Origin of the sequence: Streptomyces sp. NPDC005931 (assembly GCF_042871235.1) — a bacterium.
Classification (GTDB): domain Bacteria; phylum Actinomycetota; class Actinomycetes; order Streptomycetales; family Streptomycetaceae; genus Streptomyces.
Genome location: NZ_JBIAIG010000013.1, coordinates 14373 through 40513, shown reverse-complemented (window position 1 = coordinate 40513; position 26141 = coordinate 14373). Strand labels below are relative to the sequence as shown.

19 protein-coding genes are annotated in these 26141 nt (G+C 72.7%); 6 read left to right on the top strand and 13 right to left on the bottom strand.

All coding sequences use genetic code 11. From position 1 onward, the window contains the following. Positions 1-94: 94 nt before the first annotated feature. A complete protein-coding gene (locus tag ACFYOV_RS26145) occupies positions 95-688 on the top strand; it encodes a TetR family transcriptional regulator (protein ID WP_389091340.1) in 594 nt (197 codons plus the stop codon). 78 nt (positions 689-766) lie between these two features. Here ACFYOV_RS26145 and ACFYOV_RS26140 read toward each other — a convergent pair whose 3' ends face one another. Further along, a complete protein-coding gene (locus ACFYOV_RS26140) occupies positions 767-1717 on the bottom strand; it encodes a ScbA/BarX family gamma-butyrolactone biosynthesis protein (RefSeq protein WP_389091338.1) in 951 nt (316 codons plus the stop codon). 289 nt (positions 1718-2006) lie between these two features. Between ACFYOV_RS26140 and ACFYOV_RS26135 the strand changes: the two genes are divergently transcribed. After that, entirely contained in the window at positions 2007-2657 is a 651-nt protein-coding gene (locus ACFYOV_RS26135) for a ScbR family autoregulator-binding transcription factor (RefSeq protein WP_389091336.1), read from the top strand. 13 nt (positions 2658-2670) lie between these two features. Here the strand turns inward: ACFYOV_RS26135 and ACFYOV_RS26130 are convergent, their stop codons facing one another. The 12 genes from ACFYOV_RS26130 to ACFYOV_RS26075 all read right to left on the bottom strand — a co-directional run bounded on the left by ACFYOV_RS26130 (position 2671) and on the right by ACFYOV_RS26075 (position 21314). Next, positions 2671-4224, bottom strand: a complete 1554-nt coding sequence (locus tag ACFYOV_RS26130; RefSeq protein WP_389091333.1) for an MmgE/PrpD family protein — start codon at positions 4222-4224, stop codon at positions 2671-2673. A 128-nt stretch (positions 4225-4352) separates the two neighbouring features. Beyond that, entirely contained in the window at positions 4353-4721 is a 369-nt protein-coding gene (locus ACFYOV_RS26125) for a nuclear transport factor 2 family protein (RefSeq protein WP_389091330.1), read from the bottom strand. After that, positions 4718-5728 carry a diacylglycerol/lipid kinase family protein gene (locus ACFYOV_RS26120; protein ID WP_389091329.1) on the bottom strand — a complete coding sequence of 337 codons (1011 nt, stop codon included), beginning with the start codon at positions 5726-5728 and terminating at the stop codon, positions 4718-4720. The genes ACFYOV_RS26125 and ACFYOV_RS26120 overlap by 4 nt, the downstream gene beginning before the upstream one ends. A 365-nt stretch (positions 5729-6093) precedes the next feature. After that, complete coding sequence (locus tag ACFYOV_RS26115) at positions 6094-6918, bottom strand: alpha/beta fold hydrolase (RefSeq protein ID WP_389091326.1); 825 nt, start codon at positions 6916-6918, stop codon at positions 6094-6096. A gap of 63 nt (positions 6919-6981) precedes the next feature. After that, positions 6982-8454 (bottom strand): MFS transporter, encoded by a 1473-nt coding sequence (locus tag ACFYOV_RS26110; protein WP_389091324.1) that lies wholly within the window; start codon positions 8452-8454, stop codon positions 6982-6984. A gap of 73 nt (positions 8455-8527) precedes the next feature. Further along, entirely contained in the window at positions 8528-9736 is a 1209-nt protein-coding gene (locus ACFYOV_RS26105; protein ID WP_389091321.1) for a cytochrome P450, read from the bottom strand. 377 nt (positions 9737-10113) lie between these two features. Further along, positions 10114-11322: a cytochrome P450 gene (locus ACFYOV_RS26100; protein ID WP_389091319.1), complete on the bottom strand. Its 1209-nt coding sequence runs from the start codon at positions 11320-11322 to the stop codon at positions 10114-10116. Positions 11323-11807: 485 nt separating this feature from the next. Beyond that, complete coding sequence (locus ACFYOV_RS26095; protein WP_389091689.1) at positions 11808-12575, bottom strand: thioesterase II family protein; 768 nt, start codon at positions 12573-12575, stop codon at positions 11808-11810. A gap of 29 nt (positions 12576-12604) precedes the next feature. Further along, positions 12605-13624 (bottom strand): LLM class flavin-dependent oxidoreductase, encoded by a 1020-nt coding sequence (locus ACFYOV_RS26090; protein WP_389091316.1) that lies wholly within the window; start codon positions 13622-13624, stop codon positions 12605-12607. A gap of 33 nt (positions 13625-13657) precedes the next feature. After that, positions 13658-15262 (bottom strand): fatty acid--CoA ligase, encoded by a 1605-nt coding sequence (locus ACFYOV_RS26085; RefSeq protein ID WP_389091314.1) that lies wholly within the window; start codon positions 15260-15262, stop codon positions 13658-13660. A gap of 26 nt (positions 15263-15288) precedes the next feature. Further along, positions 15289-21003, bottom strand: a complete 5715-nt coding sequence (locus ACFYOV_RS26080; protein ID WP_389091311.1) for an SDR family oxidoreductase — start codon at positions 21001-21003, stop codon at positions 15289-15291. An 11-nt stretch (positions 21004-21014) separates the two neighbouring features. Beyond that, the gene (locus tag ACFYOV_RS26075; protein ID WP_389091308.1) at positions 21015-21314 is read right to left on the bottom strand and encodes an acyl carrier protein; all 300 of its coding nucleotides are present in this window, start codon (positions 21312-21314) and stop codon (positions 21015-21017) included. 176 nt (positions 21315-21490) lie between these two features. On the opposite strand from ACFYOV_RS26075, the gene ACFYOV_RS26070 reads away from it, so the two are divergent. The 4 genes from ACFYOV_RS26070 to ACFYOV_RS26055 are packed head-to-tail and all read left to right on the top strand — an operon-like array spanning position 21491 to position 26122. After that, positions 21491-23122 carry an aldehyde dehydrogenase family protein gene (locus ACFYOV_RS26070; protein WP_389091306.1) on the top strand — a complete coding sequence of 544 codons (1632 nt, stop codon included), beginning with the start codon at positions 21491-21493 and terminating at the stop codon, positions 23120-23122. Positions 23123-23156: 34 nt separating this feature from the next. Beyond that, positions 23157-24299: an acyl-CoA dehydrogenase family protein gene (locus ACFYOV_RS26065; RefSeq protein WP_389091304.1), complete on the top strand. Its 1143-nt coding sequence runs from the start codon at positions 23157-23159 to the stop codon at positions 24297-24299. A gap of 42 nt (positions 24300-24341) precedes the next feature. Then, entirely contained in the window at positions 24342-25637 is a 1296-nt protein-coding gene (locus ACFYOV_RS26060; RefSeq protein ID WP_389091301.1) for an aspartate aminotransferase family protein, read from the top strand. A gap of 2 nt (positions 25638-25639) precedes the next feature. Then, complete coding sequence (locus tag ACFYOV_RS26055) at positions 25640-26122, top strand: type II toxin-antitoxin system RatA family toxin (protein WP_389091298.1); 483 nt, start codon at positions 25640-25642, stop codon at positions 26120-26122. Positions 26123-26141: the final 19 nt, after the last annotated feature.

Below are 26141 nucleotides of genomic sequence, written 5' to 3'. Positions count from 1 at the left end.
ACTGACCCTGCGCGGCAACTAGAATTCCTTCGTGAACGTATCTTTCTTGGCTCGGCTCCTCACCGCCGTGTCCGGATGAAGGGAGGTGATCGGTGTGGCGAAGCAGGCGCGGGCCCTACGGACGCACGACCGCGTCCTGGACGCCGCCGCGTACGAGTTCGCACGCTTCGGCTACGCGGACACGAACCTGCAGCGCGTCGCCGACCGGATCGGCCTGACGAAGGGCGCCCTGTACGGGCACTTCTCGAGCAAGGAGGAGCTGGCCGCCGCGCTGACGGACCATCTGTCCCGCGGTGTGCACGCCCTGCTGGACGCGGCCAGGGCGTCGTCCGGACCGGCGGCTGGCCGCCTGGAGGCCCTGGTGCTCGAGCTCGGCGCGCTCTTCGGGACGGATCGCAGGGCGCAGGCCGCCCTGCGGCTGGAGGTCGAGGCGGCACGGGCGGCGGGCGGTGTGGCCCCCGTCCTGACCGGGATCCAGGAGGTGGCGCGGCACCTCGTGAGCGAGGTGCAGCGGGCCGGCCTGTGGGACGACACGCTGCCGGCCGATCCACTGGCCGACCTCATCGTGGCGGCATTGTTCACGGCGTTCTGGGCGGGCGTCGACCCGGACCGGAACCGGCCGGGCCCCAGCGTGCCCGCGATGTGGGACATTCTGGCCCGCACCCTGGGCACCGGAGCCACGGCGTGAGCCGCCGCGGACTCCGACGGCCCGCGATGCCGTCCGGGAGGGACCGTCCGCCGGCCGGCGGACGGTCCGTCCGGTCGGCTACCAGGCCGCCAGGGCCGCCGTCGCCGCGCGGGTGCCCACGCAGGCCCAGGTCGTCTCGGCCCGGGCCAGCACCGTGTCGTCCTGGACCGCCGCGATCCGGAGGCGGAACGCCTCCTGCGGAGTGGCTCCCGGTTCACGCTCCTCGACGACCAGCCGGGTCGGCCGGTGGAACTCGCCGAAGGCATGGCACTGCACGGTGACGCCGGAGAGGGCGAAGGACAGGTCGGCGAACGGCTCGCCGTGGGCCTCGTGCACCGTGAGGTGCCCGAGCTGGCGGAAACCCTCCATCAGCACCATCAGCGGAATGTGGTCCGTCGGGTGGTCGAAGAGCACCGCGTGCCCGCGGTCGACGTGCAACAGCCAGTCGTCGGCACCGTCGCCCTGTTCCAGGACGCAATCCCGCCAGCGAAGCCGTCCGACCCGGTGCGGAGGCACCCGGCTTGCGTCGCCGCGCCCGCCGGCGTGGCCGCCGGGCGCGACCTCCCCGGTGAGCCGGCGCAGCAGGCCGTACCGGCGCTCGTCGAGCATGAGCATGCTGGCGCTGCCGCGGCCGCAGGCCCGGCCGTTCACCGTGAGCCCGAAGTCCATGCGCGCCCCGGCCCTCCCCCGCGGGCCCGTCCCGTCCCAGGCCCACCGGCCCTCCAGGACCGCGGCGAGCGGGACACCCTCGACACGCAGCGGTGCGTGGTCGGTGATCTCGAAGCCGAGTTCCCGCACGATGAAGGCGGTGCCCAGCCGGAAGCCGCGGTACCGGTGCGCCACGTACCCCATCCCCTGGCGCAGGGTCTCGGCGAACAGCATCGGATCGCTCAGGCGGTTCTCGTCGGGATGGTAGAGGGCGTGGTCGCGCGGCCACTGAGCCGCGACCACGAACTCGTCCTGGTCGACGCGGAGTCCATCGGTGATGAACACCTCCGCGATCGAACTGCGATGCACCAGCTCGCGCATCACAGGTTGCAAAAAGCTCAAGGAGTCCCCTGCGGCCGCCATTGCTGGCTGGTTCGGGTACCTGAGATGATTGCGCTCAACTGACATCTGGGATTCGCCTCCCCCGGACTGGAAGATCCAGAACCATGCGATCGATCAGACGTGCGGCGCCTTCCGGCGAAAAATTAATATACCTTCGGGAAGGAATATTGCAAGGCTCGAGAGACGCTCGAGTCGCCTTCCGCCCATGGACGCAGACCGGGCGTCGGCGCCCGGCACGGAACAGTCACGCACGTGCGAAATGGATGTCATGAGCAAAGGCAGCACACCGCAGACCACGCACCTTCCGGTGGGGACGCCGTACGACGACGCGTCACACCTCAAGCAGGAGCGAGCCGTCCGCACCCGGCGCACGATCCTCCACGCGGCCGCGGAAGTCTTCGCGCAGGACGGCTTCCCGAACGTGACCATCAAGGACATCGCCGACCGCGCCGGCATGACCAAGGGAGCCGTGTACTTCCACTTCACCAACAAGGAGGCTCTCGCGGTCGCCGTGACCGAGGAGTTCTACCGTCGGCTGTCCCAGCTCATCAGTCCGGCGCTGGAGGGCGACCGCTCCTCGCCCGCCACCGTGGTCGACGTGCTGATCCGCGGGGCCCACGGTTTCCACGACGACACCTACATCCAGGCAGGGGCCCGGCTGCAGATCGAGAGCCCCTACATCAAGGCCGAGATGCCGGTCCCGTACGTGGGCTTCACCGACCTGCTCACCGAGCTCCTCCAGGAGTGCCGCGCCGCGGGGCGCCTGCCGGAGCACGTCGAGCCCCGGGGGATGGCGAGGGTCCTGATGGCGTCCTTCTTCGGTGCGCAGCACATCTCCTGGGTGCAGAACGAACGCGCCGACATCGTGGAGCGGGTCGAGGAGATCGTGCAGGCCGTCGCGCTGCTGCCGGCGTCGTAGCCGGCCCGGCCGCTCAGTCCAGGAAGGCGGTCTCTATCCAGCGGCGTACGGCGCGGGGACGCATGCGGTGAAGACCGTCAAGGGAGTCGGACACCTCACGGGGACCACCGACCGACAGGAACTTCTCGCGCACCATGTCCGCGTGCCGGGCCCGGGTGTCCGGGCCGGCCGCACCCACCGGGACCAGCCGGGTGCGGGAGACCGTGCGGCCGTCGGTCAGCCGGACGGTGACGCGCGCGCCGGTGGCCTTGGTCGCCCGGGAGAAGTCCCGGCCGTCCGAGCTCAGCGGACCCAGCAGGTCGACCAGTTCGTCCCCTCCGAAGCCGCGCAGCCAGGGCACGGCCGCCTCCCCCGCCTCCCGCACCGCCTCGCCGAAGGGGGCGTCGGACAGGAAGAGCTCGCGGGTCATCTCCGTGTCGTGCTCCAGCCGGATGCGCCGGGCCAGCGCCCAGCGCTCGGGGTCGTCCAGACGCGGAGAGGAGAAGTCGTCGACCGTGAACTCGCCGGTCAGGAGCGTGGTGGCGACCGGGTAGGGCACGTCCAGGACGAGGGCGCCGAGCGGGGAGCCGGGCCCGGTGACGTATCCGGCGGCGCGCCTGCCCGCGAACAGCGTGTACAGGGACGCCTCCACCACCACCTCGGCCACGTCCCGCGGCCGGAGCCCGCCCAGTTCCTTGTGGATCTCGGTGGCGCAGTCCACGGCGGCGTCGATGCCCGGGCCTCCGGGATGCATCTTGAACGACAGCGTGTCGGTGTGCCAGCGCGTGCCCAGTCCCTTCGCCACCGCCTGGGGCAGCGGCACGGTCGCGAACCGGGCCAGGAAGCCGTCGCGGTGCTCCATGATGTCGGAGGCGCCGCGCAGCCCCGCGTAGGCCGCGTCGCAGGCGTCCATCGCGGTGCGCACCGGCGTGAAGGTGTTGAACAGGCGGGCGTCGCTGGCCAGGAAGGCGCGCATCAGCGGCCAGTTGGGCATGCCGAAGGCCAGCCCGAAGGAGTTCTCCCACACCTCCGCCGGGGCCCGGTCGCAGCGCAGCCGGCCGGCCACCGCGCCGGCCAGGTGGGTGTGCACGGCGCTCTGACCGCGCAACGGCCCGAGGGTCGCCGAGGCGGTGATCCGGGCCGCGCACTCGTTGGCCGCGACGACCGCGGTCAACAGCGACAGTCCGTCGAGCCGGCGGGCGTAGGCGAAGGCGAGCGGCACGGCGACCGTGGAGTTCGACAGGTGTCCGGCGTAGGCGGTGTCGTCGAGGTTGAGCCAGGAGCCGAGCGCGGCGAAGACGCCCGCTGCGGCCCGCGGATCGCGCTGCATGGGATGCCCGAAGGCCGCCACCAGCCGCCGTCCGAGGGGGTGCTGCAGTCCGGCACGGATGGAGGCGATCTGGGACAGCACCTGACTGGCCGCCAGCTTCAGCACCCTGCAGGGAATGTGCTCGGGGCGCAGGGTGGAGGCCCAGTGGGAGAGTTCGCGCAGCGGGGTGTCGGAGGAGGTGCGGGCACGGGTGGGCGCTGCGCTCCCCCAGTCGGCGCACAACGCGCGGGCCACGCTTTCGCCGAGTACAGCGGTCATGATCGCGACGTGCCTTCCTTGCCTACGGGGCCGGGTGTGCCCCGGCATCGGCGGGTACGCTCCGGGTCGCGGGACACGGCCGCGGGAGCACCGGCCGTCGGTGCTCCCGCGGTCCGTCCAGGGGTGGATCAGGCGGCCGGAACCTTGTCCAGGAAGCCGTAGACGCCCTTGACGCGGCCCTCCTCGTCGGTGACCAGGACGTCGAAGCCGATGGCGACCGGCTCGGCGCCCGGCTCGGTGACCAGGCCCCACTGGAAGCGGGCCAGGTTGTGGTGGGCGTCGACCGTGCCGTGCAGTTCGAAGGACAGACCCTTGAACTGGTCGCGGGCGCCGGCCACCACCGCGGCGAATCCCTCGTGGCCCTCCACCGAGGCGAGCGGGTCGATGTACGGGGCGTCGGCGGTGAACAGCTCGGCGATGGCCGCGGCGCGCTTGTCGGCGTCCTCCTCGTTCCAGATGGCCAGGTAGCGGTTGACGGTGGTGGTCAGGTCGCTCATGCGGGGATTCTCCTCGTGTTGTGCTGTGTTGTTTCCGACAGGTGGTTCGTGGTGGCTTCGGGGGTGGCCGGCGCCCAGACCGGGAGGGCGCCGGGCAGCACCTCGAAGGTGGCCGAGGCGCCGATGCCGTCCTGGTACTCGCCGTCGTGCTCGAGCGGGAGCCGGCCCCCGTCGGTGCGCTCCACCGTGATGCGGCGGCCCCGCGCGTACACGGTCGCCGGGTGGGTCATGTGCTCCGCCGTCGTGGTCAGCCGGGGCACGTCGGCCGCGGCGACCTCTCCGCCGATGACACAGACGTCGAGCAGGCCGTCGTCGAGCAGGGAGTCCGGCAGCACCAGGAACCGGCCTCCGCGGTAGCGTCCGCCGCCGACGTTGGCGAGGACCGTGGGGCCCTCGTGCACGACCCGGCCGTCGACGGTGACCCGGCCCGGGTACGGCTCGTAGCCGGCGGCCGTGTCGGCGAAGGCGCGGGCGTAGCGTTCCCGGCCGGTCAGCGGCAGCCCGCGGGCGGTGATCAGCGCGTCCGCGATGACCCCCGAACAGGCGCCCAGGTAGACGTGGTTGCGGGTCTCGGCGAGGCGGGCCAGGTCGAGGTGGCGCAGGCGGACGCTGCCGCCGATGCCGGAGTCGGTGAGAATCGCCTTCAGGGATTCGGTCCAGGGGCGGTCGCCCCAGAGCATCTTGTAGCCGGAGTTGCCGGTGCCCCCGGGCACCACCGCGAGCGCGGCGGCACCGGTGGCGGGCACCAGCCCCTGCACGGCCTCCCGGACCGTGCCGTCGCCGCCGATGACGACGATCAGATCCGGGACGCGGTCGGGCCGCTGGAGGGCCCGGCGCACGGCGAGGGTGGCGTCGCCCGGCCCGGTGGTCAGGTGCACCTCGGTGCCCTCCAGGCAGGAGGCGCACAACTGCCGCACCTCCTCGACCAGTCGGGGCGAGTGGCTGCCGGACGCGGGGTTGCCCAGGACGAGTGCCCGGGTGGGAGCCGGGGCTGCGGTCTCTGCCATGTCGGGCGTACTCCTTCGTCTGACGGCAACGGCTGCGGCAACGGCGCCGGAGCGTCCGGGCCGTGTGGTGCTCCGGGTGCCGCGGCGCCTCCCACTGTGCCGGGGGCCGCTGACACGGCGCTGACACGGCGCCGGGGCGGTCCGCGCCCTGCGGATGCCGCCCCGCGGCCCCGTCGTCGTGGTCCCGCCGTGGTCCCGCCGTGGTCCTGCCGTGGTCCTGCCGTCGTGGTCCCGCGCGCCGCGCTCCGGGCGCGGCACGGGAACACGGCGACGAGGCGCCGGCACGCGGGCCGCCGCGCCACGCGGGGTGGTGGACGCGAGGCGGTGGACGTCACTCCTTGGCGAATGTCGCTCCTTGGCGAACGTCAGTCCTTGGCGAACGCCAGCAGGTCGTCGCACAGCCGGTCCGCGTGGGTGGCGAACAGGCCGTGGGCGGCGCCCTCGTACGTCACGAGCGTGCTGCCGGGGATCAGCCCGGCGGTCCGCGTCCCGCACAACGCGTACGGTGCCGCCAGATCGGCGGTGCCGTGGACGACCAGGGTGGGCACCCGCACCGCCGCCGTCTCCGCGCGCTGGTCGGTGGTGAACAGGGTGCGGTAGATCTCGAGCCCGGCCCGGGGCGAGGTGTCCAGGCACATGCCGGTCAGCCAGGCGGCGAGCTGCTCGGAGATGGGTGCCCCGTCCGCGTCGGGGCCCGCGAAGAACGGACCGGTCAGCTCGGACAGCCAGGCGGCCCGGTCGGCGCGGACGGCCCTTTCGATCTCCTCGAAGAGCGCCCACTCCAGCCCGTCGGGATGGTCCGGGGTGCGCAGCAGGAACGGCGTCGTGGAGGCGACCAGGGCCAGCTTCCCGACCCGGCCGGAGCCGTACCGGTGCAGATAGCGCACGCATTCCCCGCCGCCGACCGCGTAGCCGACCAGCAGGGTGTCCCTGAGGTCGAGGTGGTCCAGCAGGTCGGCGAGGTCGGCGGCGAGGGTGTCGTAGTCGTAGCCGCTCCAGGGGATGTCCGAACGGCCGCTGCCGCGCCGGTCGTAGGTGACGCACCGCAGCCCGTTCCCGGCGAGGAACGGCGCCTGGAACTCCCACATGCGCGAGTCCGCCATGGCGGGGCCGAGCAGGACGACGGGCCGCCCGTCGCCCCAGTCGGTGTAGTGCAGCCGCGTCCCGTCCCGCGTGGTGAGGTACGGCATCTTCCTGCCTCTCTTCTCGTGGCCGGAGCCCGTGATCGCGGTGGCCCGACGGGGCCGGGGCGCTCAGGTGCGAGCGGTGCGGCCGGGGGCCGCCAGTACCAGCAGGGAGGCCAGGAGGCCCAGGCAGACGAGCGGGACGAGGGTGACCGCGAAGGCCTGCGGGTAGGCGCTCGCCGTGCCGCCCGCGTCCGCGAGGGCGGGGAAGAAGACCGCACCGGCGATCGCCACGCCGACGGCCGCGCCGCCCTCCTGGGCGGTGTTCAGGAGCCCGGAGGCGGCGGCCGCGTGTTCCGGGACCGCTCCGCGCAGCACCAGGTTGGTGAGCGGTCCGGTGGTCACGCCCATGCCGATGCCGGCGACCAGCAGCACCGGCAGCAGCCACAGTACGGAGCCTGACAGGTCCAGGCCGTTCGCGGTCAGGGCGATCGCGCCGTAGCCGGCCGCCAGGGTCAGCGGGCCGACGGCCACCCGGCGGGCCGTCACCGTGGCGGCGGCCCGCGTGGAGACGATCGAGGCGCCGAAGTAGCCCGCGCCCACGGAGAGGAACATCAGCCCGGAGTCCAGGGGGCTCAGTCCCCGGCCCAGTTGCAGGTAGAGGGCCAGGACGAAGAAGAAGGAGGCCATGGCGAGGAAGTAGACCACCATCGCGATCAGCCCCACGGTGAACAGCCGGGAGCGGAACATGCCCGGGGCGATCAACGGGCTGCGGCCCGCGGCGGCCCGGCGGCGCAGGTGCCACACGGTCGCCGCCAGCAGGACGGCGGCCCCGCCCAGCGCCTCCCACACCCACACCGGCCAGTCCCGCTCCGCGCCCATGAGCAGGGCGAACACCACCAGGCCGAGGGTCACCGTGACGAGCAGCGCCCCGGTCAGGTCCAGCCGGGTGCCGCCCGCGCCGCGGGATTCCGGGATCACGCGGCGGGTGAAGGCGAGGGAGAGCAGGCACAGCGGAATGTTGATCACGAAGATCGTGCGCCAGTTCAGCCCGGCGATGTCGACCGTGATCAGGGCCCCGCCGATCAACTGGCCGAAGACACCGGCGAGTCCGATGACCAGGCCGTAGACCGTGAAGGCGCGGTCGCGGGCCGCGCCGGTGTAGACCGTCCCGATGATGCCGAGCACCTGCGGCACCATCAGGGCCGCCGAGGCTCCCTGGGCGATGCGGGCCACGACGAGGACGGTCACCGAGGGGGCGAAGCTGCACACCGCCGAGGCCAGCATGAACAGCGCCATGCCGAGGGCGAACATGCGCCTGCGGCCGTAGAGGTCGCCGAGCCGGCCGCCGGTGATCAGGCCGGCGGTGAAGGCCACGCCGTAGCCGACGACGATCATCTGGGCCTGTGTGGCGGTGGCGCCCAGGTCGGCCTTGATGGCCGGAATGGCCACGTTGGCGATGAAGAAGTCCAGCACCGTGATGAACGTCCCGACGAGGACCACCAGGAGGGCACCGGCCGAGGGGGCGGCGGCCGGTGCACCGTCCGGGGCCGTCCTCGCACGCTCCTCGACGGCGATGTCCGGGATTGCTTCAGAAGTCATGACGACTCCGTTTCCTTGATCTCTCGTTGGGTGCCTCCGGCCGGTGTCCGGCCGGAGGGACGGGCTCCCGCGGTCACCACGTGACGGGGAGATGAGTGACACCGTGGAAGACGGTGCCGCGGCGGAAGAGCGTGCGGGGGTCGGCGGCGAGCCGGAGGTCCGGGAAGCGGCGCAGCAGGGAGCGCAGGGACAGCTCCATCTCCAGCCGGGCCAGGGGGGCGCCCTGGCAGTAGTGGGGGCCGTGGCCCCACTGGAGGTGGCCACCGGCGTCGCGGCGGGGGTCGAGCCGGTGCGGACAGGCGAAGACGGTCTCGTCGTGGTTGCCGGCGGGCACCGAGATGACGACGGCGTCGCCCTTCTCGACGGTCACGCCGCCGATCTCGAGGTCCTCCACGGCCAGCCGCACCATGGCGTCCTGGGAGATCGACCAGTAGCGCATCGACTCCTCGATGAACTGGGGGATCAGCTCGCCGTCGTCCGCGGTGACCTGGGCGCGCAGCTCGTCGTCGCGCAGCAGGGCGAGGATGTTGAGGGCGATCTGGTTGGTGGTGGTCTCGTGGCCCGCGACCAGCACGAGGCGGGCGATGCCGACGAGTTCGTCCAGGGTGAGGGCGCCGGTCGCGTGGTGGTCGACGGCGAGCCGGCTGATCAGGTCGTCACCGGGGTCGCTGAGCTTGCGCAGCGCGAGCTTGGCGAGGTACTCGGACATCTCGGCGTACGCGGCCTGGGAGACGGCCGGGTCCTCCTGGGAGATGGTGACGCGGGTCTTCTCGATGAAGAACGGGGAGTCCTCGTCGGGCACGCCCAGCAGCCGTGCGACGACGAGGGTGGGCAGCGCCCGGGAGAAGACGGCGTGCAGGTCGGCGGGCTGGGGCTGGGCCTCCAGGTCGTCGAGGAGTTCGTCCACCAGCCGCTGGATCGGTTCCCGCAGCCGCTTCACGCGGCGGGCGGTGAACTCGGTCTGGATCATGCCGCGCAACCGCGCGTGTTCCGGGTCGTCCAGGCGCAGGAAGGAGCTGGGGTTCCCGCCGGGCGGCACCTGGATGCGCACGGGGGCGCCCGGTAAGGTCTCGTCGGCGCTCAGCCGGGGGTCGGCCAGGGCCTGCCGTACGTCGGCGTAGCGGGTCACGAGCCAGGCGAGCCGGGCTTCCGCGGCTCCTTCGGGGATGCGCACCACGCAGGGGGGCGACTTGCGCAGCTCGGCGAGGACCGGAGGCGGGCTGCCGTCCTCGGTACGGGCGAAGGGCCAGTCCAGGACGTCGGTTCGGTCCGCGAGAGACATGCTCGTCCTCCAGGGATGGGGGGCAATGGTGTTGCTCGCCACCGACTCTCACTCCGCTGACGGACCGGACGGGCGGGCTCGCGCGCTCACCGGGGGGGTCCGTCCCCTGAGTGACGCACACGGGCTCCACCCCCACGGTCGCGCAGCGCACTGACACGGCACTGACGCAGCGCTGACACACGGGTGGGCCCGGTCGGGGTCCCGTGCGAGCCGGTGGGGGGATGCTGCGTTTGGTCATGACTTTGCCAAGGAGAACTGATGCGCGGCTGACCGGGTGCTGACAGCAGGAAACCGCCGGTCGCGGGGCCGGCGGCGGCTGGTGGGGGGCGGGGCCGCGGTGGGGCACGGCCCTCTCGGTTGCCCGGTGGGGCGGGCTATTACCAGGTGACGTGCAGGGCGGTCAGGCCGTAGTTGATGGTGTTCTGCCGGAACACCACCGGTTCGGGCACGTCCGCCAGGCGCAGTGCGGGGAAGCGCTCGAACAGGGCCCGCAGGCACAGCTCCAGCTCCATCCGCGCGAGCGGGGCACCCGGGCACAGATGCCGGCCGTGACCGAAGGCGATGTGGCGCGAGGCGTCCTCGCGCCGGATGTCGAACCGGCCGCCGTCGGCGAAGACGGCCTCGTCGTGGTTGGCGCTCGGGTAGGCGAGGATCACTCCCGCGCCCCGGGGGATCCGCACGCCGCCCACCTCGGTGTCGGCGACGGCGACACGGACCTGGTTGTCCTGGGTGATGGACCAGTACCGCAGCAGTTCCTCGACGGCGCTGCCGAACAGCGAGGGATCGCGGCGCAGGTCCGCCAGCTGCTCGGGGTGGCGCAGCAGGACCGCCACGCTCAGGCTGAGCTGGTGGGCCGTGGTCTCGTGACCGGCCACGAGCAGCAGCCGGGCCATCGCCACGAGGTCCTCGCGGCTCAGCTCGCCGGTCGCCAGGTACTGGGTGGCCAGCCGGCTCAACAGGTCGTCGGCGGGCCTGTTCAGCTTGGCGGTGATCAGGCCGTCCAGGTACTCCGTCATCCGGACGAAGGCGGCGAGTATCTCCTCGGGCGAGGCGTCCTGGGAGAGGACGGCCTGGCTCAGGTCGGTGAAGTCGACCTCGTCGGACTCCGGGACGCCGAGCATCCGGGCTATGACCAGCGACGGCAGCCGCAGGGAGAGCCGGGCGACCAGGTCGACGGGGCGGGGCCCCTCGGCCAGTTCGTCGAGCAGGCGGTCCACGAGCGCCTCCACCTGAGGACGCAGCCGACGGGTCGCCCGGGCGGTGAACTCGGGCATCACCATGCGCCGCAGCCGGTTGTGCTCCTCGCCGTCCATGCGGGTGAAGGACATCACCCGCGGCGCGGGCGGCAACTGGATGCGGACCGGGAAGCCGGGCAGCGTGTCGTCCGAGCTGAACCGCTCGTCGGTCAGCACCCGCCGCACGTCCTCGTAGCGGGTCACGAGCCAGGCCTCGCCGGTGCGGATGCGCACCTTGACCGGCGGTCCCTGGCGCAGTTCGGCGTAGGCGTCGGGCGGTGAGTAGGGGTCGGTGCGCACCATGGGCCACTCCGCCGGCTCCTCCACGGGGGAACGCAAGATTCCGGTCATCTCCAACCTCCGATTGGCCGAGTTCTTTCGGTGGGGCCATCGTGGGGGGCGGGAATGACGTGTGGCTGATACGACACTGACGGGCGCCCGCGAGGAGTCGCGGACGCCCGTAGAGGGGTCGGAGCGGATGCCGGTCGAGGCGTCGGGGTGGGAGCCCCGTACGCGTCGGACGGCCGATGCCGACCAAGGCCTCGGGGTGGATGCCCGTACGCGGCGGACAACGGATGCCGGTCGAGGCGTCGGGCGACGGATGCCGGCCAAGGCGTCGGGGTGGGAGCGAGCCCCGTACGCGTCGGGCGACCGATGCCGGCCAAGGCGTCGGCGCTTGCTGCCGGTCGGGGCGGCGGGCCGACCGGCGGCGGCCGGACCGGCGGTGCGCACCGGAGGGTGTCCCCGGCACGCGGAAGGGCGCGGGACGGCCCCGGAACGACTGTCCTCGGGTCCGTCCCGCGCCCTGGCGACGCGGCGCCGGCCGGCGCGGTCCGTCAGCGTGCCGACTCGGCGGCCAGCTTCTGGAGCCGGTGCGCGAAGTGCGCGGTGACGGCCTGGGCATGGGTGTCGATGTAGAAGTGGCCGCCCTCGTACTCGTTGTGGCCGAGGTAGGCGGGGGTGCGCCCGGCCCAGTGGGTCATGGCGTCCGGGGCCTCCTGCAGCGGGTCGGAGCGACCGCCGTAGGAGGCGAGCGGGCAGCGGACTCCGGCTCCGTCGTCGACGTACTGGGCGGCGACCCTCAAGTCGGCGCGCAGTGCCGGTACGACCAGGGCGAGCATCTCCGGGTTGTCGTAGATCTCCGCCGGGAAGGAACCCAACTTCTTGATCCACTCGACGAGTTCGGGCTCCGGCATGCGGCTCTGCTCCTCCGTCGGCTGGAAGAAGCCCTCGGGTGACCAGCCGGACATGCCGATCATCACCGGCGTCGGCCCGCCGTCCTCCTCCATGCGGATCGCCAGCCGGAACGCCAGCTGCGCGCCGAGGCAGTGACCGAAGAGGGCGAAGGGCCGCTCGTCGAGATCGTCGAGGATCGCCTCGTGCAGGGCGTCCAGCAACGGCCAGAACTCCTCGTAGGTCGGCTCCTCCCGGCGGTTGTGACGGCCGGGCAGGGTCACGGCCTGGGGGGTGATGTCCGGCGGCAGCAGACGTTCCCAGTCGCGGTAGATGATGGCGCCGCTGCCCGCGTGGGGCAGCAGGAACAGGCGGACGGACGCGTCGGGCGAGGGCTCCACGGGGTGGAACCACTGCCCGGCGCTGGACATCTGCCGGCCTATGGTGCCGATGGCGGTGGTCACGACTGCGTACTCCCAACGGTGGTGGACGGACCGAGGGCGCGTACCGCGGGCAGCAGCACCTCGGCGATCTCCTTCAACTGCGGCTCGGGGTCGAGGGACCCGATCCGTACGACCAGGTGCCGGGCTCCGGCGCGGACGTAACCGCCGAGCCATTCGGCGCACTTCTCGGCGCTGCCCCAGGCGTAGGCCTGGATCGTCCGCATCTGCTCCAGGGAGCGGCCGTAGTAGTGGCTGATGTAGTGCTCGAGTTCGTCCCGGGCGGCACGCTCACTGCTGTTCACGGTGACCGTGGCGTACAGGCCGGGGGTGACGGCGTGGGCACCGCGGCCCGCCTCCTCCGCGAGCTCGCCGATGCGGTGCCGGGCGCGGGCGTAGGCGTCGGTGTCCGGCAGGAACGGCAGCCAGCCGTCGTAGCGGGTCGCCGCGCGGGCGAGGACACGGGGGGTGTCGCTGCCCGCGAGCCAGAGGGGCGGACCGCCGGCGACGGCGGGCGCGGGAAGGCGGTCCAGCCGCTCGGCCTGCCAGTGGCGGCCCTGGAAGTCGGCGGGTTCCCCCTCCTCGCCGGAGCGCCAGGCCGTGCGCCACAGCGCGGTGATCTCGTCCAGGCGGCCCACCCGCCCCTCGAAACTGGCACCCACCGAGGCGAACTCCTCCTGGGTCTCCGGCATCGGGAAGCCCGAACCGAGGCCGAGGATCAGCCGGTCGGCGGCCACGTGGCTGAGGCTCGCGATCATGTTGGCGCCGATGAGGGGGTGGCGCAGGGCGGGGGTGAGGGCGGCGGTGCCGACCGTGATGCGCCGCGTCGCCGCCGCGGCGGCGGAGAGCACGACCAGCGGGTCCAGGCGGGGGCGGGCGGTGAGGGAGTCACCGGCCCACACGGAGTCGAAGCCGAGCGCTTCCGCGGTCCTGGCGAAGTCCAGGAGCGGGGCTGCCGCGTAGGTGCCGTTGATGGCTTGTTCCCGGGTCGGCAGCAGAATGCCGATCTGCAGTGGGGGCTCGGCGGAGTGGGAAGGCATGCGGCGTGTTTCCTTTCTCGGTGAGCGGTGCAGTCAGACGACCGTTGCCTTCAGGGGGTCCCTGGCCGGCGTCGCCAGTCGCTCCCGCACCGCGCGGCGCAGGATCTTGCCGGAGGGGTTGCGGGGCAGGGAGTCGGTGAAGTGGTAGGTGCCGGGGATCTTGTAGTCCGCGATCCGGCCGCGCAGGGACAGCAGGAGTTCCCGGGGTGTCGCGCTGGTGCCGGGCCTGAGCACGACCACCGCGTGCACGCTCTCGCCCCAGCGGTCGTCGGGCAGACCCACCACGGCCGCGTCGGCCACCGACGGGTGGGCGGCCAGCGCCTTCTCGACCTCGGCCGGGTAGATGTTCTGCCCGGCGACGATGATCGTGTCGTTGATGCGGTCGCACAGGTGGACGTAGCCGTCCTCGTCCAGGTAGCCGGCGTCGCCCATGTGCAGCCACTCCCCCACCAGGGTGCGGGCGGTGGCCTCGGGCAGGTTCCAGTAGCCGAGCATCCGGGAGGGCGCCCGGACGCAGATCTGGCCGATGGCCCCGGGCGGGAGGGTTTCGCCGTCCGGGCCGATCACCTTGATCTCGTTTCCGGGGCAGGGCCTGCCGACCGAGGTCAGCCGGGTGCTTCCGGGGTGGTGGTCCCCCGGCGGCAGGCAGACGGCCACACTGCCGGTCTCGGTGCTGGCGTAGATCTGCGCGAACTCGCAGCCGTAGGTCTCCAGGCACTGCTTCAGGAGCGTCTCCGACATGGGCGCCGCGCCGTAGGCGATCTTGCGCAGGGAGGCGAACGCCTCGGGTCCGGCGCCGCGTTCGGCCGCCATCGCCTGGAGCATGGCCGGGGCGGCGAAGGTGGTGGTGACGCGGTGGGCGCGGATGAGCCGCACGGCCTCCTGCGGATCGAACTGCGGCATGATCACATTGGTGCCGCCGGCGTTGAAGGTGTGCAGGAACCAGCCGATGCCGGCGACACCGAAGCCGGGCAGGGAGATCAGGCCGACGTCGTCGGGCAGCCAGTCGATCCAGTCCACGCCGTGCTCGCGGCTGGCGTGCGGCAGCGTGAAGAAGCTGCGGTGGGCGAGGACCGCGCCCTTGGGCAGGCCCGTGGTGCCGCTGGTGTAGATCTGGACGACCGCGTCGTCGGGACCGGTCCCGGGAGCGGGCTCGGTGTCGGGCTGGTCGGCGGCCCAGGCGGGGAGCCCCGCACCGCGGGCGGGTTCGCCGTCGGCGTCGGTGCCGTCGACGCGGACCACCTTCTGGAGCCCGCGCAGTTGGTGGCGGACGGCGGCGACGGTGTCCCAGAACTCGTCGTCGACGAAGAGCAGGGCGGCGCCGGAGTCGCGCAGGATGTGGTCCACCTCGTTCGGCGTGAGCCGCCAGTTGACCGGGACCAGCACCGCGCCCGCCTTGGCGCAGGCGATCATCACCAGGTAGTAGTTCTCCGACTCCCGGCCCAGGTAGGCGACCCGGTCTCCGCGCCGGACGCCGGAGGCGCGCAGGGCGTGCGCGGCGCGGTTGCTGTCGCGGTGGAGCTTGGCGTAGGTGGTGACGCGGCCCTCGCAGATGATCGCGGGGTGGTCCGGGCGGCTTCCGGCGTGGGCCCGGGCGGAGTGGTGGAGCGTCCAGCGCTCCCTCGGTATGTCGAACATCGTGGTTCTCCCGTCCCTTGCGTGTGTCACGCGGCCGGCGCCGGGGCGAGCTGCCCGTCGACGAAGTGGGCCAGCGCGCGGACCGTGGGGTGGTCGTGGGTGAGGGAGGCCGGCAGGGGCAGCCGGAAGGCCTGCTCCAGACCGGACCTGACCTGCTGGGCCATCAGGGAGTCCAGGCCCAGCGAGACGAATTCGGCGTTCGGGTCCAGTTCGTCGCCCTCCTCCAGGTGCAGGACGGCGGCGACCTTCTCGCGGACCACGCCGGTGACGGCCGCGAGGCGTTCGGCCGGGGGGAGCGCGGCCAGGTCGATGCCGGTGCCGTCGGTGTCGGCGGCCTGCCGGGCGAGCCGGTCGTAGAACAGGTCGCCGGTGAGGCTGCCCGCGACGTAGCGGTCCCAGTCGAACTCGCCGACGATCCGCTGGGTGCGCGGCCGGTCCCACAGCCGGGCGAGGGTGTCCAGGGCCCGGGTCGGGGAGAAGAAGCGCACACCGCTGCGTTCGATCTCCTGGCTGAGGTGCTCCTCCAGGCGGGCCGACATGCCGACCCGGGCCCAGGCGCCCCAGTTCACCGACAGGCCCGGCACGCCCCGGCGGCCGCGCCACTCGGCGAGGGCGTCGAGGGCCGCGCTGGCGGCGGCGTAGTGGCCCTGGGTGGCGCCGCCGAGGACGGAGGCGATGGAGGAGTAGGCGACGAAGAACTCCAGCTCGGGGAAGGAGGACTCGGCGGCCTCGTGCAGCAGCCAGCCGCCGTACGCCTTCGCGGCCAGCTGGGCGTCGATCGACTCCCAGGTCAGTTCGGAGATCAGCTTCTTGTCGTAGGAGCCCGCGGCGTGCACGATCCCGCCTACCGGGCGGGGCCCGGCAGCGAGCTGCCGCACCATGCGCCGTACGTCCTCGGGACGGGAGATGTCGGCGCGCACGACCTCGATCTCGGTGTCCGCGGCGAGGTCGGTGAGGACCTGCGCGGCCTCCTCGGTGGCCCGTCCGCTGCGGCTGACCAGGGTCAGGTGCCGGGCACCGAGGGCGGCCAGCTTGCGGGCGGTGACCAGACCGAGGCCGCCCAGACCGCCGGTGACCAGGTAGGTGCGGTCGGCGCGCAGCCGGGTCGGGCCCTCCTCGACGTGGTCGGCCCGCTCCTCGCCCGGGTTGTCGGGCAGCGTCACCCAGGCCGGCCCGGTGGGGTCGGACAGGGCGGTGCGCAGCGCCTCGCCGGTCTCGTCGAGCCGGAAGCGGGGTGCGGCGTCGTCGGGGGATCCGGTGGCGTGGACGACGGCCGGCGCGGGGACGGTGAGCGTGGAGCGGAACGTGCCGTCGTGGCGTACGAGGACCTCGTCGCCCGGGGCGAAACCGGTGCCGTCGGCGGCGGCGAGGACCGTGCCCCGGGCCAGCCTGCCGAGCAGCGGCGGGGGCTCCTCGTCGGCCTGGACGTCCTCCAGGCGTTCCGCACGGCCGGAGTCGAGGGCGGTGCGGGCGTCCTCGGCCGTCAGTCCGACGGCGTGGACACGGACCTGGACCTCGTCGGCCCCCGGGGCCAGGCCGGTGGCCGGGGCGAGGGCGAGGTCGGAGAGGTCGCCGGATTCGGGGGCGCGCAGTTCGAAGCCGCCGCTCCAGGTCAGGGTGGTGTCCCCGGCGAGCAGCCGGCGCACATAGCGACGGCCGGGACGGTGGGCGACCTGGTACTCGCCGGGCGGCTCGGCGCGCCACTCGTCGGCCAGCGGGGCGAGGCCGCTGCCCGGGGCGAGGTCGACGAGGGTGGTCCGGTACTGCGGGTACTCGGTGAGCAGCACCCGGCCGAAGCCCCACAGGGTGGCGGCGCCGAGGTGGCCGCCGTCGCCGGCCGGGTCGCCGGGCAGCCACTGGGCGCCCTCGGTGACCAGCCACAGCCGGGGCGGCCGGGCCGTGCCGGACGCCTCCAGCGCGCCGAGCAGGACGAGCAGTTCGCGGTAGTTGTCCTCGCACTCGGCGCGCAGCCGCTCCGCCGACATCTCCCCGGGTCGCCGGTGCCAGACGCGGCAGACGTCGGTGACGGTCGGGTCCTCCAGGACGGCCTTGAGGTCGGCGAGGTCGGCCTGCCAGGTCACCTTCAGGCCCGGCTCACCGGCGAGTTCGGCGGCGCGGGCGGCGGACGGGTCGAGCAGCACCACGTGCCGGGCGGGGCCGCCCTCGCGGGCGGGCAGACCGCGGCGCACCCACTCGGGACGGTGCAGGAACTGCCGGCGGCCGGTGCGGCCCTCGGGGCGGGCCATGCGGACGCCGAGCAGCTCGGCGACGGGCTCGCCGTTCTCCAGCAGCATCACGTCGGCCAGACGCCGGTCCTGCTCGCCGCGGACCCGGGCGAGGACGCGCAGCGCCTCCCCGCGCGGCTTGCGGAAGTGCCGTACGGAGGCGATCTCGCGCGGTACGAACACCGGGCCCTCGGGGTCCAGGACGACCAGGGCCTGGACGGCGGCCTCCAGCAGCTCCGCCGGGACGTGCTCGACGGCGGTGGCGTCGCGGCCGGTCAGCTCGCCGGTGACCAGGCCGTCGCCGTGCCGGGCGGCGCGCACCAGCAGACGCATGCGCGGACCCTGGGGACGGCCGACGGACGCGAGGTCGGTGTAGATGTCCTCGTCGTCGATCTCCTGTCCGGCCGGGGGCAGGGTGGCGTCCAGCTCGGCCAGCTCCGAGACGGGGACCACGGGTTCGCGTTCCGCCGCGACGACGGCGGTGGCGTGCAGGTTCTCCTCGCCGCCGACGACGGTGAACACCTCAGCCTCGGCGCTGCCGTCGGGACGCGGCCGCCAGCGGGTGGTCAGCGCGGTCACGGTCTCGGCGGGCAGCTCCAGCGGGGCGAGCAGCCTCAGGTCCCGGACGGCCGAGCGGGTGTGGCCGCGGACGGCGTCCTGCACGGCGAACAGCAGGTCGACGTAGGCACCGGCGGGCAGGGTCGTGCGGCCGCCGTCGGCGAGGTCGGCCAGCGCGCCGAGGTCCTCGGCGGTGAACTCCGCGGTGAACTCCCGCACCCCGCTGGCGAAGCGCTCCTCGGTGCCGAGCAGCGGGTGCCGGGCGACGGACCGGGCGGCGGACCGGCGGGGAGTGGCGGAGGGCAGCCAGTAGCGCTTGCGCTGGAAGGCGTAGGTCGGCAGGTCCACCCGGGCGGGTGCCGGGCGGTCGGCGTGGTAGCCCTGCCAGGAAACGGTGAGGCCGGCCGCGTAGTAGTCGGCGAGCGCGGTGAGGGTCGTGGCGGTGGTGGTGTCACGGCGGCGCAGGCTGGCCAGCCACAGGTGGTCCTCGGCCTGGATGCCGCGCCGGGCCAGCGCGGTGAGCGCGGCCTGCGGGCCGATCTCGATCAGGGCGTGCCGGCCGCGTTTGGCGACGGCGCGGATGCCGTCGAGGAAGCGGACGGGTTCGCCGATGTGCCGCACCCAGTAGTCGGGGTCGCCGATCTCCCGGAACCTGGCGAGGCGTCCGGTGACGTTGGAGATGAGGCTGATCGTCGGCTCGTGGAAGGTGATGCCGTCGAGGGCGGCCCGGAAGTCGTCGTACACCTCGGCCATGAGCGGGGAGTGGAAGGCGTGCGAGACGGTGAGCCGGTCGACGCGGACGCCACGCTCGGTGAGGATGTCGACGACTTCGTCGAGGGCGGCGGTGGCACCGGAGACCACCGTCTGGTCGGGGGCGTTGACCGCGGCCAGCGCCAGGTCGTCGCGGCCCTGCAGCAGCGGGGCGACGTCCTCGACGGGTGCGGCGACGGCGGCCATGCCGCCCTCGGCGCGCACGGCCTGCATCAGCCGGGCGCGGGCGGCGACCAGCCGGACGGCGTCGGGCAGGCTGAACAGGCCCGCGACGGCCGCGGCGACGACTTCGCCGATGCTGTGCCCGATGAGCACGTTCGGTCGCACGCCCCAGGCCATCCACTGCTGGGCGAGGGCGTACTCCAGGGTGAACAGGGCCGGCTGGGTGTACTCGGTGCGGTCGATCGCCCCGGGGTCGGCGGCGGTGCCGAGCAGCAGTTCGCGCACGGAACGGCCGAGGTGCCCGGCGAACAGCCGGTCGCACTCGTCGACCCGGGCGCGGAAGACGGGGAGGGCCTCGTACAGGGCGGCGCCCATGCCGGCGTACTGGGAGCCCTGGCCGGTGAACATGAACGCGGTCTTGCGCAGGCCGGAGGGGCCCTCGTGCTCGGCCTCGGCGGCCCGGTCCAGGAGACGGGCGAGCGCGGCGCGGTCGGCGACGGGGGCGGCGACGCGGTAGGGGTGGTGGGTGCGCGCGACGTTGGCGGTGCGGCACAGGGCGCCGAGCGGCAGCTCGGGCCGCTCGTCGAGGGACCGGCGGTAGGCGGCGGCGAGTTCGCGCAGCGCGGGAGCGCTCTTGGCGGAGAGGGTGAACAGCGGTGCGGCCTCCGTGGCGTCCACCGCGGGAGCCTGCTCGGGGTGCGTCGCGGGAGCCTGTTCGGGAGCCTGTTCCAGCACGACCGCGCCGATGGTCCCGGCGAACCCGAAGCTGTTGACCACGGCCCGCCTGACGTCCGCCTCCCACGGCTCGCACGCGGTGGGCACCCGCAGCGGGTACAGGTCCCACGGAATGCGCCCGGAGGGGGTGTCGAGATTGAGGTGCGGGTAGATCGTGCCGGAGCGCAGCTGGAGCACCGTCTTGATGACGCCGACGATGCCGGAGGCGGGCTCCATGTGGCCGAGGTTGGTCTTCACCGAGGCGACCACGACGGGACGGTCCTTGGTGTGGGACTCGGCGAACACGTCGCCGATGGCGCCGAACTCGATGGGGTCGCCCAGCGGGGTGCCGGTGCCGTGCGCCTCGACGTACTGGATGTCCTCGGGGCCGAGGCGGGCGGCGGTCAGGGCGCTGCGGATGACCTTCTCCTGGGCGGGCCCGTTGGGCACGGTCAGGCCGGCGCTGTCGCCGTCCTGGCCCACGGCGGTGCCGCGGACCAGGGCGAGGATCCGGTCGCCGTCCCGCTCGGCGTCGGAGAGCCGCTTGAGGACGACGACGCCGCAGCCCTCGGCCCGCGCGTAGCCGTCGGCCGCCTCGTCGAAGGTCTTGCACTGTCCGTCCGGGGAGAGCATCTGGGCGTTGGAGAACATCACCGGGATGCGCGGGTGGTGCAGCGCGTTGACGCCGCCGCACAACGCGATGTCGGTCTCGCCGCCGCGCAGCGCCTGCACGGCCAGGTGCAGGGCGACCAGGGAGGACGAGCAGGCGGTGTCGACGCTCATGCTCGGGCCGCGCCAGCCGAGGAAGTACGACAGCCGGCCGGACAGCGGGAACATGGTGATGCCGGACGCCAGATGACCGTCCAGCTCCTCGTACGGCAGGGAGTCGAGCTCCAGGGCGTAGTCGATGGAGCTGGCTCCGACGTACACGCCGCCGTTGCCGCGGCGCAGCGGGGCCGGGTCGATGCCCGCGTGCTCCAGCGCCTGCCAGGCGGTCTCCAGCAGCAGCCGCTGCTGGGGGTCCATGTAGCGCGCCTCCTTCGGGGAGATGTTGAAGAAGGCGGCGTCGAACAGGTCGATGCGGTCCAGGAACCCTCCGGCCGAGGCGCGGATCTTGCCCTTGTCGTCGGGCCCCTCGGGCGTGAACGCCTCGACGTCCCAGCGGTCCCGGGGGATGGGGCCGATTCCGCTGCGGCCCTCCCGCAGGAAGGCGTCGAACTCGTCGGGCGAGCCGCTGCCGCCGGGGAACCGCAGACCGATTCCGACGATCGCGACCGGCTCGGGCGCCTGCTCTGATTCCGTACGCGGCATGGGGCGACTCCTCAGCTTTCCTGGATGGCCTGGGTCAGGTGGTCCACGAGATGGGCGATCGTCGGCTCGTTGAAGAGCACGTTGACGTTGATCGACAGGTCAAGGAGCTGTTCCAGGCTCTGCCGTATCTCGGTCAGCCGCAGTGAGGTGAGTCCGAGATCGAAGTAACTGATGTCGAGGGGGAGGTCCTCGGAGTCCTCCATGAGCAGGACGGTCCTGAACTTCTGCAGGACGAGCGTCTCGATTTCCTCGGCGAGTTCGCTGCGCGGAAGGTCGCGCAGCCGCTGGATCGTGCTGTCGACGGGTGACATGCGGTCATGCAAGCAGCGCCGGCTGACGCCCCGCTGACGGCGCACGGCGGCGCTGCGGCCGGCCGGATCGGCGCGGTCAGCGGGGTGTCAGCACGGGGTCAGATTCCGCTGCCAGGCTCGCAGTGCTCCAAGAAATCCACTGGCCGAATCCACTCGCCGTATCCGAAAGGCAGAAAATGCTTCGCGAATCCGCGCAGGAGGAGAGTGCCGAGGCACCTTCCCGATTCAAGAGTTACGACCTCTATGTCGCGGGCAAGGACGTCGCCGGGGACGGGTGGGTCTACACCGTCAGCGGCCGGTCCCTGCTGGAAGACGTGTTCACCAGCGTGAGCCTGAAGCGCGCTCTGGAGCAGGACCCGGAGTCCGAGGCTGCCAGGCACCCGTACGTCGTGGGGCGTTGCGCGGTCGCCGACGACAACGCCATCGACCTGGCCACGCAGGCGGCCGCGGCCGCCGCGCCCGACTGGGCGGCCGTCCCGCTGGAGCGGCGGATGCGCCTGGGCATCCGGTTCCGCGAGGAGCTGATCAAGCACCAGGACGAGTTCCTGCGCATGCTGGTCTCCGAGTCGCACCCGGTGAAGCTGGCCCGCTGGGAACTGAGCTGCCTGCTCCAGATCTACGCGCCCGGCTCGCTGCGCTGGTACGCGAAGCAGATGCGGGTGGAGAAGGAGTACGCCGGCCGCACGCTGGTGCTGCACCGCCAGCCCGACGGCGTGGTGGCCTTCAACCCGCCGCAGAACGCCCCGCTGCCCAGCGCCGCGCTGTGCGTACTGGCGCTGATGGCCGGCAACGCCGTGGTGGTGCGCGCGCCGCGCAGCATCGCGCTGAGCACCATGTGGCTGCTGCGCGACATCGTGGCTCCGCTGCTGGAGGAGCTGGACGCGCCCGCGGGAGTGCTCAACGCGGTGTGCAGCAACCCGAAGCAGACCCTGGACCGCTGGATCGCCGATCCGCTGATCAACGACATCTTCTACATCGGGGGCAGCCAGGAGGGCCTGCGCTTCGAGCAGCAGTGCGTGGCGCACGGCAAGAAGCCGATCCTCGAACTCGCGGGCAACGACGGCATCGTGGTGTGGAAGGACGCCGACCTGAAGTGGGCGGCCGAGGCCATCACGGAGGCGTTCTACGGATCCGGCCAGATCTGCATGGTGCCCAACTACGTGCTGGTCCACCCGGACGTCGCCGACGAGCTCATCGCCGAGGTGAAGGAGCAGGTCAAGGGCATCAAGCCGGGCCTGCCCGAGGAGGAGGACGTACTGCTGTCGCCGGTGCGGCGCAGCGAGCGCTTCTTCCGGCTGCTGCGCCAGGCCCTGGACAACGGCGCCGAGCTGGTCACCGGCGGGAACCGCATGGAGCTGGACGGCACGGTGTCGGAGACGGGCGTCTTCCTCCAGCCGACCGTGGTGCGGGTGGACGGCCTGGACCGGGCCCGTACCTACGACGTGGTCCGCGAGGAGACGTTCTTCCCGCTCGTCCCGGTCGTGGTGGCCGAGCGCGACAACGACGACGCCCTCCTGGAGGCGTTCCTCCAGTTCGTCAACAGCAACGACTACGGGCTGCGCAACTCGCTGTGGTCGCGCTCCGACCACGTCGTGGAGACCTTCGTGCGCCGGGTCGTCAACGGCGGCCTGCTGAAGGTGAACGACTCCCACATCGGCTTCCTGCCGTACCTGCCCAGCCACGGCGGCACCGGCCGCACCGGCGGAGCCTTCGGCGAGGCCAACTACCCAATGCTCAAGACGTCGCACGTGCAGGGGGTCAGCATCGCCCGCGACGTCAGCCCGTACGACGCGGTGTTCGGCGCCTGACGGCGGGCCCGCACGTTCCTTCCGGAGGTTTTCCATGCGTTCCCTCGACACCGCCCGTTCCGTCTGTGAGCAGTTCCATCCCGGGCTGCTCAAGGAACTCGAGCAGATTCCCCATGCCGAGCGCGAGCGGCCCGGCAGCCCGGTGATCGACCTGTTCCGCATCCACGGCGGAGTCGGTCTGCTGATACCGGAGGAGTACGGCGGCCACGGCGCCGCCCCGCTGGACGCGCTGCGGGTGCAGCTGGCGCTGGGCGCGGTGTCCCCCTCGCTGGTCGCGGCCGTGTCGATGCACCACTTCACCGCCGCGATGCTCTACGCGCTGGCGGTCAAGTCGGGCCGGCTCACCGACGCGCAGACCGCGCTGCTGCACCGGATCGTGTACGACCAGCAGGTGATGGCCTCCGGCTGGGCCGAGGGCCGGACGGCGCAGAACATCCTCAAGCCGGCGGTGACCGCGCGTCCGGTCGAGGGCGGTTTCCTGCTCACCGGCGCCAAGAAGCCCTGCAGCCTGGCCCACTCGATGAGCCTGCTCACCGCGAGCGTCGCCATCCACGGCGAGGACGGCGGCGAGCCGGAGCTCGCGCTGGCCCTGGTGCCGGCCGTCGCGCCCGGACTGTCCGTGCACCCGTTCTGGGGCAACGAGCTGCTGGCGGGCGCGGAGAGCGAGGAGGTGCGGCTGGAGGACGTGTTCGTGCCGGCCGACATGGTGGTGCGGGCCGGCGCCGACGATCCGCACCGCCTCGACGACCTTCAGTCGGCCGGCTTCGTGTGGTTCGAGATGCTGATCTCCGCCGGGTACGCGGGCGGCGCGATGGCGCTCGTGGAGCAGGTGCTGGACCGGGAGCGCGGCAGCGCCGCGGAACGGGCCGCCCTGGCCGTCGACATGGAGGCCGCGGTCGCGCTGCTGGAGGGCGTGGCCCGGGCGACGGGCCTGGAGCCGGGCGACGAGGAGTCGGTGGCCCGTGTCCTGGTGGCCCGCTACGCCGTGCAGAACGCCCTGCCGGACATCGCCTCGCGCGCCCTGGAGCTGCTCGGCGGCTCGGACTTCATCAACAACTCCGCGCCCGCCCGGACCGGCGCCGCGCTGCGCGCCCTCGCCTTCCACCCGCCGTCCCGCGCCGCCGCCGCCGAACCGCTGCTGCGGTACTTCGCCGGGGACGCGCTGGTCCTGACCTGAGCGGGCGTCCCGACTTCCCCACACCCTTGGAGTGAGCGACACGTGACCGTCATCCAGGAATCACCCGCGGCATCGTCCGCCGAGGCCGAGGCGGAGATCCTCGGACTGTACCGGGCCCACCTGAGCAAGGGCCGGGCCACCCTCGCCGAGCTGTTCGGCAGCCACATGGAGGTGGCGTCCGAGGGCGCCTGGCTCACCACGAGCGACGGCGAGCGCTTCCTCAACGCCGGCGGCTACGGCGTGTTCGTCATGGGCGCCCGCCACCCGATCGTGATGGAGGAGGTGGAGCGCCAGCTGCGCACCCACCCCACGGCGACCCGCATCCTGCTGGAGCCGACCGTGGCCCGTGCGGCCGAGTCGCTGGTCTCCGTGCTGCCGCCCGGCCTGGACCGCGTGCACTTCGGGCTGTCGGGCGCGGAGGCGGTGGAGACCGGGCTCAAGCTGGCCCGCGCGAACGGCTACAAGCGGACGGTGTCGATGCGCGGCGGCTACCACGGCAAGACCCTGGGCGCCCTGTCGGCCACCGCGAAGGACGTCTACCAGCGGCCGTTCCGCCCCCTGGTGCCGGACTTCCTGCACCTGCCGTACGGCGACGCCGAGGCCCTGGAGGCGGAGCTGTCCGCCCACCCGGGCGAGGTCTGTGTGATCCTCGAGCCGGTCCAGGGCGAGGGCGGTGTGATCATCCCGCCCAAGGGCTACCTCAAGCGGGTCGAGGAACTGGTCCGCGAGTACGACGGGTTCCTGATCCTCGACGAGGTGCAGTCCGGCTTCGGGCGGCTCGGCGAGTGGTGGGGCGCGGACGTGGAGGGCGTCGTCCCGGACGTCCTGCTCACCGGCAAGGCACTCGGCGGGGGCGTGATGCCGGTGTCCGCGGCCGTCGCCACCCGCAAGGCGTTCCGCCCCTTCGACAAGGACCCCTACGTCCACACCGCCACCTTCTCCGGTCAGCCCGTGCTGATGGCCGCGGTCCAGGGCGCCATCCGGGCGGTGAAGGAGGAGCGCCTGGTCACCCGGGCGATGGACCTCGGGGCCCGGCTGCTGCCGCGGATCACCGAGATCGCCCACCGCAACATCCCCGACCTGGTGGTGGACGTGCGCGGCCGGGGCCTGCTGATCGGCGTGGAGCTCGTCGAGGCCGGACTGGCCGGCGAGCTGCTGATCGAACTGTTCAACCACGGCGTGGTCGCCAACCACTCCATGAACGGCAGCTCGGTGGTGCGGTTCACCCCGCCCGCCGTGCTCGGCGACACCGACGTGGAGCTCCTCCTCAACTCCTTCGACCTGGCCACTCGCGACCTCGTACGGGGCGCGGCCAAGATGCCGGAAGGCGGTAACTGATCGTGCGGCACGTAGAACTCGATGCCCTGATACCCGCGGAGCAGGCCGAAACGGTCCTGCACGCCGTACGGCGCTGGGAGCGGTACCCGGACCTGGCGCCCCACGTCAACGCGACCACCGTGCACGCCGCTTACCCCGACGCGAACCCCTCCTCCAGCTGGGAGCTGCACTTCCGCAGCGGCCTGCTGCGCTGGACGGAGGACGACACCGTCGTGCCGGAGCGCGGCGAGATCCGCTTCGAGCAGAGCGACGGGGACTTCGACTCCTTCTCGGGGACCTGGTCGATCACGCAGGCCGGCGACGACGTCGCGGTCCGCTTCGACGCCGACTTCGACTTCGGCATCCCGAGCCTGGAGGGCATCCTCGACCCGATCGCCGAACGGGTCATCAAGGAGACCGTCGCCTGGGCACTGACCGGCCTGTTCCCGGCCACCCGCATCCAGGGCGGCATCGAACTGACCACGCCCGCCGCCGTCGGCGCCTAGGAACGCCGAGGAGCTGACC